At 72.6% G+C, this 13,958-nt stretch carries 13 protein-coding genes; 1 reads left to right on the forward strand and 12 read right to left on the reverse strand.

Annotated features, from left to right (window positions below; genetic code table 11):
- Positions 1-4: 4 nt before the first annotated feature.
- From hpf to DPA01S_RS08030, 11 genes are all read right to left on the reverse strand, one after another.
- A complete protein-coding gene (gene hpf / locus DPA01S_RS07980) occupies positions 5-706 on the reverse strand; it encodes a ribosome hibernation-promoting factor, HPF/YfiA family (RefSeq protein ID WP_007628525.1) in 702 nt (233 codons plus the stop codon).
- Positions 707-944: 238 nt separating this feature from the next.
- Positions 945-1,733, reverse strand: coding sequence for a ComF family protein (locus tag DPA01S_RS16765; RefSeq protein WP_232303066.1), 789 nt, complete (start codon positions 1,731-1,733; stop codon positions 945-947).
- 4 nt (positions 1,734-1,737) lie between these two features.
- The gene (locus DPA01S_RS07990) at positions 1,738-3,474 is read right to left on the reverse strand and encodes an LpqB family beta-propeller domain-containing protein (protein ID WP_061915261.1); all 1,737 of its coding nucleotides are present in this window, start codon (positions 3,472-3,474) and stop codon (positions 1,738-1,740) included.
- Positions 3,471-5,198 carry an MtrAB system histidine kinase MtrB gene (mtrB, locus tag DPA01S_RS07995; RefSeq protein WP_061228042.1) on the reverse strand — a complete coding sequence of 576 codons (1,728 nt, stop codon included), beginning with the start codon at positions 5,196-5,198 and terminating at the stop codon, positions 3,471-3,473. The genes DPA01S_RS07990 and mtrB overlap by 4 nt, the downstream gene beginning before the upstream one ends.
- The gene (mtrA, locus tag DPA01S_RS08000) at positions 5,195-5,875 is read right to left on the reverse strand and encodes an MtrAB system response regulator MtrA (protein WP_061915297.1); all 681 of its coding nucleotides are present in this window, start codon (positions 5,873-5,875) and stop codon (positions 5,195-5,197) included. Before mtrA ends, mtrB begins: the two co-directional genes overlap by 4 nt.
- A gap of 91 nt (positions 5,876-5,966) precedes the next feature.
- The gene (locus DPA01S_RS08005; protein ID WP_232303067.1) at positions 5,967-6,680 is read right to left on the reverse strand and encodes a dTMP kinase; all 714 of its coding nucleotides are present in this window, start codon (positions 6,678-6,680) and stop codon (positions 5,967-5,969) included.
- 26 nt (positions 6,681-6,706) lie between these two features.
- Positions 6,707-8,173: an adenosylhomocysteinase gene (gene ahcY / locus DPA01S_RS08010; RefSeq protein ID WP_061915266.1), complete on the reverse strand. Its 1,467-nt coding sequence runs from the start codon at positions 8,171-8,173 to the stop codon at positions 6,707-6,709.
- An 81-nt stretch (positions 8,174-8,254) separates the two neighbouring features.
- Positions 8,255-9,472: a mannose-6-phosphate isomerase, class I gene (gene manA, locus DPA01S_RS08015; protein WP_061915269.1), complete on the reverse strand. Its 1,218-nt coding sequence runs from the start codon at positions 9,470-9,472 to the stop codon at positions 8,255-8,257.
- A 4-nt stretch (positions 9,473-9,476) separates the two neighbouring features.
- Positions 9,477-10,571: a hypothetical protein gene (locus tag DPA01S_RS08020; RefSeq protein ID WP_061228046.1), complete on the reverse strand. Its 1,095-nt coding sequence runs from the start codon at positions 10,569-10,571 to the stop codon at positions 9,477-9,479.
- Positions 10,564-11,940, reverse strand: a complete 1,377-nt coding sequence (locus DPA01S_RS08025) for a phosphomannomutase/phosphoglucomutase (RefSeq protein WP_061228100.1) — start codon at positions 11,938-11,940, stop codon at positions 10,564-10,566. Before DPA01S_RS08025 ends, DPA01S_RS08020 begins: the two co-directional genes overlap by 8 nt.
- 93 nt (positions 11,941-12,033) lie before the next feature.
- The gene (locus DPA01S_RS08030) at positions 12,034-12,540 is read right to left on the reverse strand and encodes a DUF3499 domain-containing protein (protein WP_061228047.1); all 507 of its coding nucleotides are present in this window, start codon (positions 12,538-12,540) and stop codon (positions 12,034-12,036) included.
- Between the two features lie 185 nt (positions 12,541-12,725).
- Between DPA01S_RS08030 and DPA01S_RS08035 the strand changes: the two genes are divergently transcribed.
- Entirely contained in the window at positions 12,726-13,229 is a 504-nt protein-coding gene (locus DPA01S_RS08035; RefSeq protein ID WP_061915300.1) for a metallopeptidase family protein, read from the forward strand.
- 44 nt (positions 13,230-13,273) lie between these two features.
- Here the strand turns inward: DPA01S_RS08035 and DPA01S_RS08040 are convergent, their stop codons facing one another.
- A complete protein-coding gene (locus DPA01S_RS08040; RefSeq protein WP_061915271.1) occupies positions 13,274-13,585 on the reverse strand; it encodes a WhiB family transcriptional regulator in 312 nt (103 codons plus the stop codon).
- Between the last annotated feature and the right edge of the window lie 373 nt (positions 13,586-13,958).

Consider the following 13,958-nt stretch of genomic DNA (forward strand, 5'->3'; position numbering starts at 1 on the left):
GCCGTCAGCCCTCGTCGCTCAGGGTGATGAGCCCGTAGTCGAACGCGTGCCGGCGGTAGACGACGGTGGCGCGTCCGGTCTCCGCGTCGCGGAACAGGTAGAAGTCGTGACCCACGAGTTCCATCTTCTCGAGCGCCTCGTCGACCGACATCGGCGTGCCGTCGTGCTCCTTGCGACGCACGATCTGCCCGGGCATCGAGGCGTCGACCCCGTCGTCGTATTCCACGCCGTCGAGCTGCTGGTCCAGCGCGTCGACCGGGGCGGCGTCGGCGGCCAGCTCGGCGGTCGCCTCGGCGACCGACTGCGGCCGCCGGTGCCCGGAGTGGCTGATCTTGCGACGGGTGCGGGCCTTGCGCATCTGCCGCTCGAGCTTGGCCACGGCCGACTCGAGAGCCGCGTAGAAGGTGTCCTCGGCCGCCTCGGCCCGGGCCACTCCCGGCTTGCCCTTGACGGTGATCTCCACGCGCTGGCTCACCTTGGCCAGCCTCGGGTTGTTCTCGTGCAACAGGATCACGTCGAACCGCTGGATCAACGGCGCCATCTTCTCGACCTTCGCCAGCTTGGTGTTGATCCGGCTCGCGAAATGGTCGGGGACCTCGACGTTCCGGCCGCGGATGGTGACCTGGGCCTCGGGGGTGCCGGGATCGTCGGTCTCGGGACCGTCGAAGGTGGCGGGGTCGAGCAGGACTGCGGGGGTCTTCGCCATCGAAGCTCCTCCTCATCGGGCCTGCGGCGGACCGCTGCGACCGGTCCGGTAACCGCCCGGAATCCCGGCCGAAGGGTCCACCCACATGGCTGAGTGGACACTCTGCGGACACGGCCCACCGGAGCCGACAGGCGGCGAATGTGCTGGTGAACCCGTCCGAAGCCCACTCTACCCGCTCCCGCTGACGCCGCACCCGAGACGGCGAAGCTCACCTCGGTCCGCACGCGACGGCGCTCGCTCAGGCGGCGGTGACGGCCAGGACAGCGGTCACCGGCAGGCCTCCCGCCGCGAGGACCGCCACGCACTCGGCGGCCGTGGCGCCGGTGGTCACCACGTCGTCGACGAACAGGACCGTGGCCGGGGTCGCCAGCAGGGCGGCCACCGTGTCCGGCGCCCCGGGGGAGGCGCGCAGCACCGTCCCGGCGGGGCGTCGGCGGATGCGCCCGGAGAGGTTGTCGGCGCGGGCCCGCGCACCGAGGCCGGAGGCGTCACGCACTCGTCCGCGGACCTCGAGCAGCGGCGCCACGACCACCGGGCCGGTCGGTAGCGAGCCGGCGAGGTCGGCGGCCAGGACGTCCACGATGTCACGGACGTGGTCGAACCCGCGCCGTCGGCGGGCCCGCGCCGACGCCGGGGCCGGCACGAGGACGGTGGGACGCTCCCCCGCCTCGGCGATCTCCCCCGCCTCGCGCAGGCGGTCGATCGCCGCGGCGAGGGCGGTGCCGAACGGGCGCGCGAGGTCGGATCTGCCGCGGTCTTTGTAGGCGGACACGGCGCGTGCGGGCGGGCCGGCGTGCCGGGCCAGCGCCCAGGCGGGGACGCGGAGGTCGGCGCGGGTCCGTACGACGAGCGGTGGTCCGGCCAGGGTCGCGGCGCACCCCGGGCACCACCGGTGGCGGGCGCGTCCGCAGCCGGCGCACTCGAGCGGCACGAACAGGTCGGCCAGGGCGGCGGCCCAGGTGTCGGTGCCGCGCCGGCGAGGCGTGGCGCGTCCGGAGGGCGGCGCGCCCTCGTCCCCGGCGGTCACCGGGTCAGCCCGCGACCACCGGGTCGGCGCGGATCGCGGCCAGTCCGGGGATCTCCCGCCAGTACCTGTCCCCGGTCTGGGCGCCGGTGTCGAGGCGCAGCAGGGAGCGCCGGTCCACCACGTAGATCTCGCGTCCGGCCGCGGCCACGGCGGTCACCGGTCCGGAGATGTTGCGCTGGGACAGCGGCTCCGCGATGGCCCCGTCGACGGAGACGGTCGCGACGGGCGCCTCGGTGGTGTCGCGCGCCACGACGATCGTCGAGCGGTCACGCCACGCCACGGACGTGGCGGTCTCCCCGAGTGCGCGGCCGACCTGCCGGAAGGTGCCGGCGAGCGGCTGCCCCGTCTCGGCGGACAGTGAGCCGATGAACACCTTGCCGTCGGCGACCACGGCCATCTGGGTGCCGGACTGGTCGATGCGCAGGGCGGTGACCCGGCCGCCGAGGGACCGGATCGGGCCGGCTTCCATCTCCCGGACGTCGGGGCCGCCGCGCCCCATCCCGATGCGGACGAGGCGCGTGTCGTCGACCATCACCCACGCCCGGCCGTCGACCGGGTGGAACGTGGGTCCGGCGACGCTCCGCGCGGTGAGGACCTCGGTGGGCTCGCCGTCGATCGGTCCCACGAGGAGCCGGCTGGTCCCCGCCGCCTCGTCGCCGACCACCATCGCGAGGACGCGCCCGTCGTAGGACACCGCGGCGCTGCTGCCCCTGCGGACCTCGGACCACGGTCCGCCGGCCGGGCGGGCGCCGCCCGGCTCGAGTCGGACCAGCCCGTCGGCTGCGGTGAGGGCGTAGCGCATGGGCTCGGCCGGCGGGTAGGGGTCGAAGTCGCGGACGTCCTCGGTGGTCCACCCGTTCGCGTACCGCTCGTCGAGGGGCGCGCCGTCGCGTTCGAGGCGGTAGGGCCCGGGGACGTCGGCGCGCGCGAGGGTCCACACGACCTGAGCGGCGAACTGGGTGGTGGCCTGACTGCTCAGCACCGGCAGCCCGGCGAAGTCGATGGTGGTGCCGGGGACGTCTGCGCCGTCTTCCTCGCCGGGGCGGACGGAGACGGAGGCGGGGACTCTGGACAGGACGGAGTCGGTGAGACCGGCGCGCGGGCCGGTGGCGAGGAGGTTGACGAGGGAGTACTCGAGGTCGGTGCGGTCGGCGGCCGTCCACCGGGGGTCCGGGACGAGGGCTTCGCCGGAGCCGGAGAGGAAGAACAGCTCGCGCTGGGCGTAGGTGGAGAAGAACTCGGCCTTCTCGATCACGACTCCCGGCGGCAGTTCGTCGATCCGCCACTGTCCGTCGGTGCGGGTGAGCCCGATGGTGACCTCGAGCTGGCCGACGTCCTCGCGGAAGATGCCGCCGGGGTCGAGTGAGCCGACCTTCTCCGCGCGGAGCGTGTACTCGGCGCGGTCGGCCGAGCGGCCGCCCTCCGCACTGAGGTCGGCGCGCAGCACGATGATGGTCTCGGCCAGGTCGTCCCAGGTCTCCGCGGCCTCCGGGGTGAGGAACTGGCGCGCGGCGGCGTGCCGCTGGTCGGCGATGGCCGCCGCCTTGAGGAAATCCCGGACCAGGAGGTCCGGTTCCTGGTCGGGCACGGGGGTGGGGATCGCCAGGTCGTCGCCCTCCGGCGCGAACGTGCCGATGACCTGGGGCGACGACGACGAGGGCAGCGTGGCGCAGCCGGTGGCCGTCAGTCCGGTGGCGCAGGCCAGTGTCACGGCGACCGTCAGGAGCCGGGGTCGGGTCATGGTGTGTCCTCCGCCGTTCCGGGGCCCCGCTCGAGCGGGGTCGGTGAGCCGGTGGACACGAGCCGCGCCTCGTCCTCGGGCGTCAGCGGCAGCGGGCTCGAGGTGAGCGTGCTGCCGCGCCGGCGCGGGATGGTGAGCCGGAAACATGATCCCTCGCCGGGGCTGCCCCAGCAGTCCAGCCGGCCGCCGTGCAGCTTGGCATCCTCGAGGGCGATCGCCAGTCCGAGGCCGGTGCCGCCGGAGCGGCGCACCCGGGAGGGGTCGGCGCGCCAGAACCGGTTGAACACGCGTGTCTCCTCGCCGGGTTTGAGCCCGACGCCGTGGTCGCGGACGGAGACCGCGAGGGCGGTGTCGGAGCCGCGGAGGGTGACGCGCACGGGCTTGGACTCGCAGTGGTCCAGCGCGTTGGCCACGAGGTTGCGCAGGATCCGCTCGACGCGCCTGGAGTCGACCTCGGCCATGACCGGCTCGTCGGGCATGTCGATCTCGACCTCGACGCCCGCGGCCTCGGCGATGTGGGCGACGGTGCCGACCGCGTCCCTGACGGCGTTGCGCACATCCAGCTCGGCCGTCGACAGCTCGGCCATGCCGGCGTCGTGGCGCGAGACCTCGAGCAGGTCGGTGAGCAGGCTCTCGAAGCGGTCGAGTTCGGACTCGAGCAGCTCCACGGCGCGCTTGGTGGGGGCGTCGAGGTCCTCGGCCGAGTCCGAGATGATGTCGGCGGCCATCCGGACGGTGGTGAGCGGGGTGCGCAGTTCGTGCGAGACGTCGGAGGTGAACCGCTTCTGCAGGTCGCCGAACTCCTCGAGCTGGGTGATCTGGTCGGACAGGCTCTGGGCCATGTCGTTGAAGGCCATCGCCAGCCGGGCCACGTCGTCCTCGCCGCGGATGACCATGCGTTCCTTGAGGTGGCCGTTGGCGAAGCGCTGGGCGATCGAGGCCGCCTGCCGGACGGGCAGCACCACCTGCCGCGCGACGATCCACGCGATCGCCGCGGACAGCACGATGATCGCCAGGCCGGCGGTGGCGACGATCCCCCGCATGATGCCGAGGGTCTGTTCCTCGGCGATGAGCGGGTACACGAGGTAGAGCTCGAGCCCGGGGATGGACGAGTCGGTCGGGGTGCCCAGCATGAGCGCCTTGGCCTGCTCGCCGCGGAAGTCGACGGTGACGTACTGGTAGGCGATGCGCCCCCGCTGGACGAGGGACTGCAGTTCGGGCGGCACCTCCGCCTCGGCGGGACTGACCACCTGACCGCGGCCCGTCTGGTCGGGGACGACGAGGATGGGGTCGAACGTCCCGGCGTGGACGGAGTCTCCACCGGACGCGACGCCGCGGTCGCTGATGGCGCTGCGCGCCTGGTCGAGCCGCGACTGCTCGCTGGTGCCCTCGTCGGTCGCGGCGATCTGCGCCTCGACCGTGAGGCGGAGCCGGCCGGCCTGCTCAATGGCGGCGTCGAGTTTGGTCGACAGCAGCTGGGCGGCCATCTGGCTCTGCAGCATGAACGCGATCGTGAGGATCACGCCCATCGACAACGCGAGGGTCGAGGTGACGACCCGCAGCTGCAGGGAGCGTCGCCACATGCGCGCGATCCGCACGCCCAGCGCGGCGGGGTCCAGTGAGGACAGTCGTTCGCGCAGGGTCGGGTTCGCGTCGCCGGCGTCCCGGGTGTCGCGCTCGTCCCCGGTGGACGCCGCCGCGTCGTCGGGACGAGCGGTCGTCACGAGACCGGGCCCGCCTTGTAGCCGACGCCGCGGACGGTGAGGACGACCTCGGGGTTCTCCGGGTCCTTCTCGATCTTCGCGCGCAGGCGCTGGACGTGGACGTTGACCAGACGGGTGTCGGCGGAGTGACGGTAGCCCCACACGTGCTCCAGCAGGACCTCACGGGTGAACACCTGACGGGGCTTGCGGGCCAGTTCCACGAGGAGGTCGAACTCGAGCGGGGTCAGCGGGATCGGCGTGCCGTCACGGGTGACGGTGTGCGCGGGCACGTCGATGGTGACGTCCCCGATGTGCAAGACCTCGCTCGGCTCGTCCTCGCCCCGGCGCAGGCGCGCGCGGATGCGGGCGACGAGCTCCTTGGGCTTGAACGGCTTCATGATGTAGTCGTCCGCACCGGACTCCAGGCCCAGGACCACGTCGACGGTGTCGGTCTTGGCGGTGAGCATGACGATCGGCACCCGGGACTCGGCGCGGATCTCCCGGCACACGTCGATCCCGCTCTTCCCGGGCAGCATGAGATCCAGCAGAACCAGGTCGGGCTGCACCGCGCGGAACGTCTCGATGGCCCGGACTCCGTCGCCGACGATCTCGGTCTCGAACCCCTCGCCCCGCAGGACGATGGTGAGCATCTCTGCCAGCGCGGCGTCGTCGTCGACGACGAGGATCTTGGGGGTCATGGTCACCACTTGTGTCGGCGTGTCGGGTCGGCGTCGTCAGGCGCACGACCGCCGGTACGTACCGTGGGTCGTCTTCCTGCCGCTTCAGAGACTACCCGGCCACCCCGCGCGATCGCGGGTGCGGCGCGGGCTCCGGGGTGGGGTCGACGACGAGGTCGGCCAACTCCGGCACCGCGGGATCGGCCCCGAGGACGCGCCAGGGCGACCGCCACGCGGCCGCCGCGAGTCGGCGGTAGACCTCCCCGGTCGCCGCCTGGAGGTCCGCGTCGCGTTCGTAGCGGTCGCGGGCACGGCCCGGGTCGGCGACCTCGCGGGAACCGGCCCGCTCGGCGGCCACCTCGACGGGGGTGTCGAGCAGCAGCTGCAGATGCGGGGCCGGCAGCCCGAGCCGGTCGAACTCGAGCGCGCCGATCCACTCGACGACTTCGGCCTCGCGGTCCGGGCCGAGCCGTGCGGCGGTGTACGCGGCGTTGGAGGCCACGTACCGGTCGAGCAGCACAACGTCGTGGGCGACGGCGAGTCCGGTGAGCGCGTCGAGCGCGGCGTGTCGGTCCAGAGCGAACAGCAGCGCCATCGCGTGGGGCGAGTCCGCCGCCCCGGCCTGACCGCCGTGCAGGGCGTCGGCGGCCAGGTCGGCGTGGAGGGTGCCGTAGCGCGGGAACGCCAGCCGGCCGACCGAGAGCCCGCGGGCGCCGAGCTCGGCGACGAGGCGGGTCGTCAACGTGTTCTTGCCCGCTCCGTCGAGCCCCTCGACGACCACGAGCCGTGCGCCTCCCGGCCGCGCACCCATCGGCCGTGCACTCATCGGCCGTGCACTCATCGTCGGTGAGCTCAGTAGCGGTAGTGGTCGGGCTTGAAGGGACCCTCGACGTCCACGCCGATGTACTCGGCCTGGTCCTTGGCCAGCCGGGTCAGGGTGCCGCCGAGAGCCTCGACGTGCAGGCGGGCGACCTTCTCGTCGAGGATCTTGGGCAGCTGGTGCACCCCGATCGGGTACTGGTCGGCCTTGGTGAACAGCTCGATCTGCGCGATCACCTGGTCGGAGAAGCTGTTGGACATCACGAACGACGGGTGCCCGGTGGCGTTGCCCAGGTTGAGCAGGCGTCCCTCCGAGAGCACGATGATCGAGCGGCCGTCGTCGTCGAAGACGAACTCGTCGACCTGCGGCTTGATGTTGATGCGGGTGACGCCCTCCGCGGACTCGAGCCCGGCCATGTCGATCTCGTTGTCGAAGTGGCCGATGTTGCCCAGGATGGCCTTGTTCTTCATCCGCTTCATGTGCTCGAAGGTGATGATGTCCTTGTTGCCCGTGGCGGTGATGACGATGTCCGCATCGGCGATGGCCTCGTCCACGGTGACCACGTCGAACCCGTCCATCATCGCCTGCAGCGCGTTGATCGGGTCGATCTCGGTGACCTGCACACGCGCACCCTGACCGGCCAGCGCCTCCGCGCAGCCCTTGCCCACGTCGCCGTAACCGCACACCAGGGCCTTCTTGCCGCCGATCAGGGCATCGGTGCCGCGGTTGATGCCGTCCAGCAGCGAGTGACGGGTGCCGTACTTGTTGTCGAACTTGCTCTTGGTCACCGCGTCGTTGACGTTCATCGCCGGGAACGGCAGCACGCCCTCGGAGTGGAAGTGGTACAGCCGGTGCACGCCGGTGGTGGTCTCCTCCGTCACGCCCTTCACCGACTCCGCGATCGCCGTGTACTTGCCCGGATTCGCGGGAACCGATTCGCGCAGCAGCGCGTGGAAGACCTTCTCCTCCGCCGACCAGGACGCGTCGTCCGAGGGCACGGCGCCGGCCTGCTCGAACTCCTTGCCCTTAATGACGAGCATCGTGGCGTCGCCACCGTCGTCGAGGATCATGTTCGGCTCGGTGCCCGGCCACGTCATGATCTGCTCGGTGCACCACCAGTACTCGGTCAGGGTCTCGCCCTTCCACGCGAACACCGGCACACCCTGCGGTGACTCGGGGGTGCCCTCGGGCCCCACCACCACGGCGGCGGCGGCCTCGTCCTGGGTGGAGAAGATGTTGCACGAGGCCCACCGGACCTCCGCGCCCAGCGCGGTGAGCGTCTCGATCAGCACAGCGGTCTGCACCGTCATGTGGATCGACCCCGCGATCCGGGCGCCGGCCAGGGGCTGCTCGGCCGCGTACTCCTCACGCAACGCCATCAGGCCCGGCATCTCGTGCTCAGCCAGACGGATCTGCTTGCGCCCCGCCTCCGCCAGCGACAGATCCGCCACTTTGAACTCGACACCGTTGACGGACTGAACCTGCAGATCAGCGGACATGTTCTTCGACCAGCTCCTCGTTGACTCTCGAAAGATCTCCGCCCCACACTAGCGGCAGCGCCTCTTCGCGCGTCGGCCCCGTCACCGGTCGCCGACGCGGGTGCGGAACACGGTCGTCCCGTCGAGACCCTGCAGGCACACCCGCGTCGTCGAGGCCGGCACCCACACCGCGCGCCCAGGCCGGAGCACCTCCCCCGCACCGTCCTCGTCGACCTGCGCCTCGCCCGAGGTGCACAGCAGCACCTCCGGCCCGTCGGGTCGCCAGGTCACGAGCCGTCCGGCGGGCAGGTCGATGCGCGACAGCGCGAAATCCGGTTCGGGCGTGGGGTAGTCGACCTCACCGGGGATACCGCGGTCGGCGGGGATCGCGTCGACGGTGGGGTCGGCCAGCGGGCCGAACTCGAGCACCCGCATCAGCTCGGGCACGTCGACGTGCTTGGGGGTCAGTCCGCCACGCAACACGTTGTCGGAATTGGCCATGACCTCCACCCCGACGCCGCGCAGATAGGCGTGCAGCTGCCCGGGTCCCAGGTACACGGCCTCGCCCGGCTGCAGGACCACCCGGTTGAGCAGCAGGACGCCCAGGACGCCGGGGTCCGTCGGATAGCGCTCGGCGAGCTCCGCCACCGTCGTGGCGACCGCGGACCACGGGGCGTCGACCCCGTTCACGGTCAGATAGGACACGGCCCGGGCCACGAGGTCGGACACGACGTCGGCCAGCACGATGTGGGGCATCGTGACGAACGTGGTGAACACCGCGCGCAGGCCCTCGGCGTCGGGCTGCCCGGCGAGCATGTCGCGGTAGGGCCGCAGCGAGTCCACGTCGAACGCGTCGAGCAGGGAGATGGTGCGCTCGACCGGGCGGAATCCCACCAACGCGTGGAACTCGGTCAGGGCGACCAGGATCTCGGGCTTGTGATTGGCGTCGCGGTAGTTGCGGTCAGCGGCGTCGACGGCGATCCCCCGGGCGTCCTCCGCGGCGTAGCCCTCGCGCGCCTTCTCCGGTGACGGGTGCGCCTGTAGGGACAGCGCCTGCTCGGCCGAGAGCAGCTTCACGAGGAACGGCAGTCCCCCGCCGTGCTCGGCCAGGACGCGGGCGCCGAGTTCCTTCTCGGGGTCGTCGGCGATCCGTGCGTCGAGCGCCCGTCCGTCAGCGCACAGGGAGGATCCCGAGTCGTGGGCACCGAACCAGTGCTCGGCCACGGGGTGCGGTGACGGCGAGGCCGTCCCGCACAGTTCGGGGAGGGCGGTCCGGGAGCCCCAGGCGTAGGCCTGGACCACCGGTTCTAGGGCGACCACGGACCTACAGACCTCCGACGAGGAGGTAGGCGGCGGAGAGCTCCGTGCGTGCCATGTGCGCGGCCACCTTTCCGCTCAACGGGGCCGGGGCGTCGCCGACCGTGTCCCGACCGCGGTCGGTGACCCACTCGACGTCCGCGAGCGGGCCCGCGGCCAGCCGGACGATGTCCTCGTCCGCGTTCAACACCATACCGAGGTATCGCACGCGCATGTCCTCGCGTGGCCCGTCAAGTTCCTCATCGTGGAAAAGGTCCGCCAGTGGATCCACCGGCGGGCGCCCCTGCGCACGTTCGGCGCCGGCACGCACGGCGTCCCCGACCGACGAGGCCGCGGTGATCCGGCCCGCGTCGCAGAACGCCGCGACCGCGCGATCGCAACAGGCCGCGGAGACCGCGTCCGCGTGGATCCACACGAGCGGGTCGCGGCCGGCGACCGACGTCGCGAGCAGCTTGGCCGGGTTGACCGGGGTCGCCAGTTCGGGCCCGATCCCCTCGAGCTCGACGTCGACGGCGTCGGCGGCGGCACCCACGTCCAGTCCCCGCGCCCCGAGTGCGGTGAGGACCGCCATGCCGGCCGCGAGGTGACGCAGTACGCCGCGGTGCGGGGGTAGGTACGGCAGCGGCTCGAGCCAGGAGGCGCGCCCCCGGCCCGCCTCGGAGACCAGCCCCTCGCGAGGCACGTCCACGATCACCGCGGCCCCGCGGCCGGCGGCGGCGTCGATCGCCGCCGCCAGGTCGGGATCGCCGGCGTCGTCTCCTGAGACGAGGACGACGTCGAGCGCTCCCACCCAGGCGGGCAGGGTGCCGGCGTGCACCAGCGGCGGGACCGCGGGCCCACCGGCCTCAACGGCGAGAGCCGCCACGACGCCGGCCGCCTGCCGCGCGCGGTCGGACCGGCCGGACACCCACACCACGGCGCGGGGCCGGAAGCCGGTGAGACCGTCGAGGGCCCCGCCCTCGACGGCGGTGGCCACGGCGCGGAGCTGCGCCCCGGCCATCGACGCGTGCAGCAGGGCCCCCGTCGCGTCCGCGGCGCGCAGCGCCTCGGGGTCGTCGAGGTCGACCCGCCCGGCCCCGGTGTCGTTCGACAGGTCAGGCACGGACGATCGCGAGGACCTCGTCGACCACGGCGTCGACGTCCTCCCTGGTCGGCGCCTCGGCGTTGAGGCGCAGCAACGGCTCGGTGTTGGAGGCGCGAAGGTTGAACCACGCGCCGTCGCCGAGGTCGACGGTGACGCCGTCCAGGCGGTCGACCGACGCGGCGCGGTCGGAGAACGCGGCGACGACGGCCTCCATGCGCTCGGTCTGCGCCTCCGCCGAGTCGAGCGTGGAATTGATCTCCCCGGAGGCGGCGTACCGGGTGTACTCGCCCATGAGCTCGGACAGCGTGCCGTCCTGACCGCCGAGTGCTGCCAGCACGTGCATGGCGGCCAGCATGCCCGAGTCGGCGCCCCAGAAGTCGCGGAAGTAGTAGTGCGCGGAGTGCTCGCCGCCGAAGACGGCACCCGTGTCGGCCATCTGCGCCTTGATGAAGCTGTGGCCCACGCGCGTGCGGACGGCGACGCCGCCCTTCTCCTCGACGAGCTCGGGGACGGCCCTGGAGGTGATGAGGTTGTAGATGATCGATGCGCCCGGTTCCTTGGCGAGCTCCCGCTCGGCGACGAGGGCGGTGATGGCCGACGGGGCCACCGGCTCTCCGCGCTCGTCGACCACGAAGCAGCGGTCCGCGTCGCCGTCGAAGGCCAGGCCGATGTCAGCTCCGCTCTCCCGGACGAGGGCCTGCAGGTCGACGAGGTTGGCCGGCTCGAGCGGGTTGGCCTCGTGGTTGGGGAAGTTCCCGTCGAGTTCGAAGTACAGGGGCACGATCTCGAGCGGCAGCCCGCCCAGGACGGCGGGCACCGTGTGACCGCCCATGCCGTTGCCGGCGTCCACCGCGACCTTGAGGCGGCGGATCCCCGTCAGGTCGACCAGCCCGCGCAGGTACTCGCCGTAACCCTCGAGCACGTCGCGCTCGGAGACGGTGCCGGTCTCCCCGTCGTGCGCGGGGACGCCCGCGATGACCTCGTCGGCGATCGTCCGGAGGCCGGACTCCTGGCCCACCGGCTTGGCGCCCGCCCGGCACAGCTTGATGCCGTTGTACTTCGCCGGGTTGTGGCTGGCGGTGAACATGGCGCCGGGGCACTCCAGCAGGCCGGAGGCGAAGTAGAGCTGGTCGGTGGAGGCCAGGCCGATCATCACCACGTCGAGGCCCTGCGCGGTCACCCCGTCGGCGAACGCCGCCGACAGGCCCGGGGACGAGTCGCGCATGTCGTGCCCGATCACCACGGTGCCCGCGCCCTCGGAGCGCATGAGCCGAGCGAAGGACGCACCGACCTCGCGGACGAAGTCCGTGTCGATCTGCTCTCCGACGACGCCACGGACGTCGTAGGCCTTGATGACTGCTCGGACGGACTCGGCGCTGCGTGCCACGTGCTGCTCCAGGGGTGTGAGACGGGGTCGGTCGATGTCTTCCGAGACACTACCCGCGCCGATCACGCGGCGGACCACCCTGCGGGCGGCGGGTCAGCGGGCGGCGGGGCCGGACCCGCCCGCGCCGCCGGAGTGCCGGTCGGACCCGTCTTCCCGGGCAGCGGACACGTCGGGGACCACCCGCAGGTGGGGGCGCCCTGAGCCGGTCGACGGCCCGGGGGCCGGGAGCGGGTCGCTGCCGGCCAGCGCGCGGTCCAGCGCGGGCTCGGGATCGGAGACCCCGAGTCGGCGCAGGCGTTCGGCGTCGACCAGTGCCGCGCCGGTCCGCCGCCCTCCGACGGGGCCGCCGGTGACGGCGTCCAGGAGGGCCGTGAGATCGGAGTCCTCGGCCGAGGTGTCGAGGTCCGGATGACGCACGAGGTCCCAGCCGCGGGGGGCGGTGATGCGCAGTGCGTGCACGGCGCAGAGGTCCCAGGCGTGCGGCTCCTGGACCGCGGGCAGTGGCCCGATGACGGCCGTGGAGTCCGCGTACACGTAGGTGAGAGTGGCGACCGCACGGTTGGGGCATCCCGGGCGGCAGCAACGACGGTTCTCACTCACGAGGCCCCAGCGTAGCCCCGCGCACTGTCCGGGTGGGCCGCGACCCGCCCACACCGGTGCGACCCGGCCGCCACCGACGGGGTTATCCTCGCGCCATGACCCCGACCGCCCCGGTTCCCGGACGGCCGCCCACAGGGACCGCGATCCCGGGCGCCGGCCAGTCCGACGTCGCCGCGGGCAGCCGTATCTCCGTCCGCGATTTCCCCGGCGATCCCGGGCGCCGCGGGCCGCGCGTGGTGACGTCTCGCCGCGCGGACCGCCGCGGTCACGGGCCCCGCGGGCCGATCCTGCCGCCCGAGGTGCCCCGCTGGCGCAGCCGGTCGGCGGAGTTCGACGCCGCCGCCCTCGAGGCGTTCGCGGAGATCGACCAGCACTGGCACGCGCGCCTCGAGCACCTGGACCTCGCCGTGGACATGGTGCCGCGGATGCGCCTGCGCCCCGGGGAGACCTGGCCCGAGGAGGTCGTGGCCGACGGCGACGTCCCGCTCGCCCGGCTCGTGCCCGCGGGCGTGGACCGGTCGGGGCAGCCGACCCGCGCGCGGCTGGTGCTGTTCCGGAAGCCGCTCACCCGGCGTGCGCCGGAGGGCGACGACCTGCGGGATCTCATCTACTCCGTGCTCGTGGAGCTGGTGTCGCAGCACCTGGAGATCTCACCGGACGAGGTCGAGGCGGGCCCGGAGGGGGACTGAACGCCGCGCACCTGCGGAGGGGATGATCGCGCGGCGGCCGGGGATCAGATGACGGCGTCGCGCTTGATGCGTCGCCGCTCGCGCTCGGACAGCCCGCCCCAGATGCCGAACCGCTCGTCGTTGGCCAGCGCGTACTCGAGACACTCCGCCTTGACCTCGCACCCGGTGCAGATCTTCTTGGCCTCGCGGGTCGAGCCGCCCTTCTCGGGGAAGAACGCCTCGGGATCGGTCTGCGCGCACAGAGCCCGGTCCTGCCAGCTCTCCTGGCCGTCCTCGACGAACAGGCCGGGGACACCGAGGTCGACCAGAGCCAGCTCGGGTCCCGCGACGGTGCGTGACTGTCGATCCACGGTCATCCCTTCGTGTTGCGTTGTTCGTCTGCGAAAGATCCGCGATGGAGTGCCCGTCACCGGCGCGATCGCGTAAGGCCTCGATCATCAGGGCGCCGTCGGCCCAGCGCCCTGCCGGTGTCCGTAACGTGGTTTACCGTCACCCACCAGGGAATGACACACCTGTGATTACACACATGCAAGCCGCGAAGGTCAAGCGAAATCGGCGGGACCTACCATTTTCCCCTGCGGCTATGACCGGTGACACGCCGCCTCGGATGTGGCGTGCGACACGCCGCCGCGTGGGGCTTCGCCTCCATCGCTGCGCCGGTCTCTGCCGCCACGCCGCGCCGGACTCCGCAGCCCAGCGGGGTCGCGCCCCCGGCTCCCGGGCCCGTCA

It is taken from the genome of Dietzia papillomatosis NBRC 105045 (assembly GCF_001570845.1).
GTDB lineage: Bacteria > Actinomycetota > Actinomycetes > Mycobacteriales > Mycobacteriaceae > Dietzia > Dietzia cinnamea.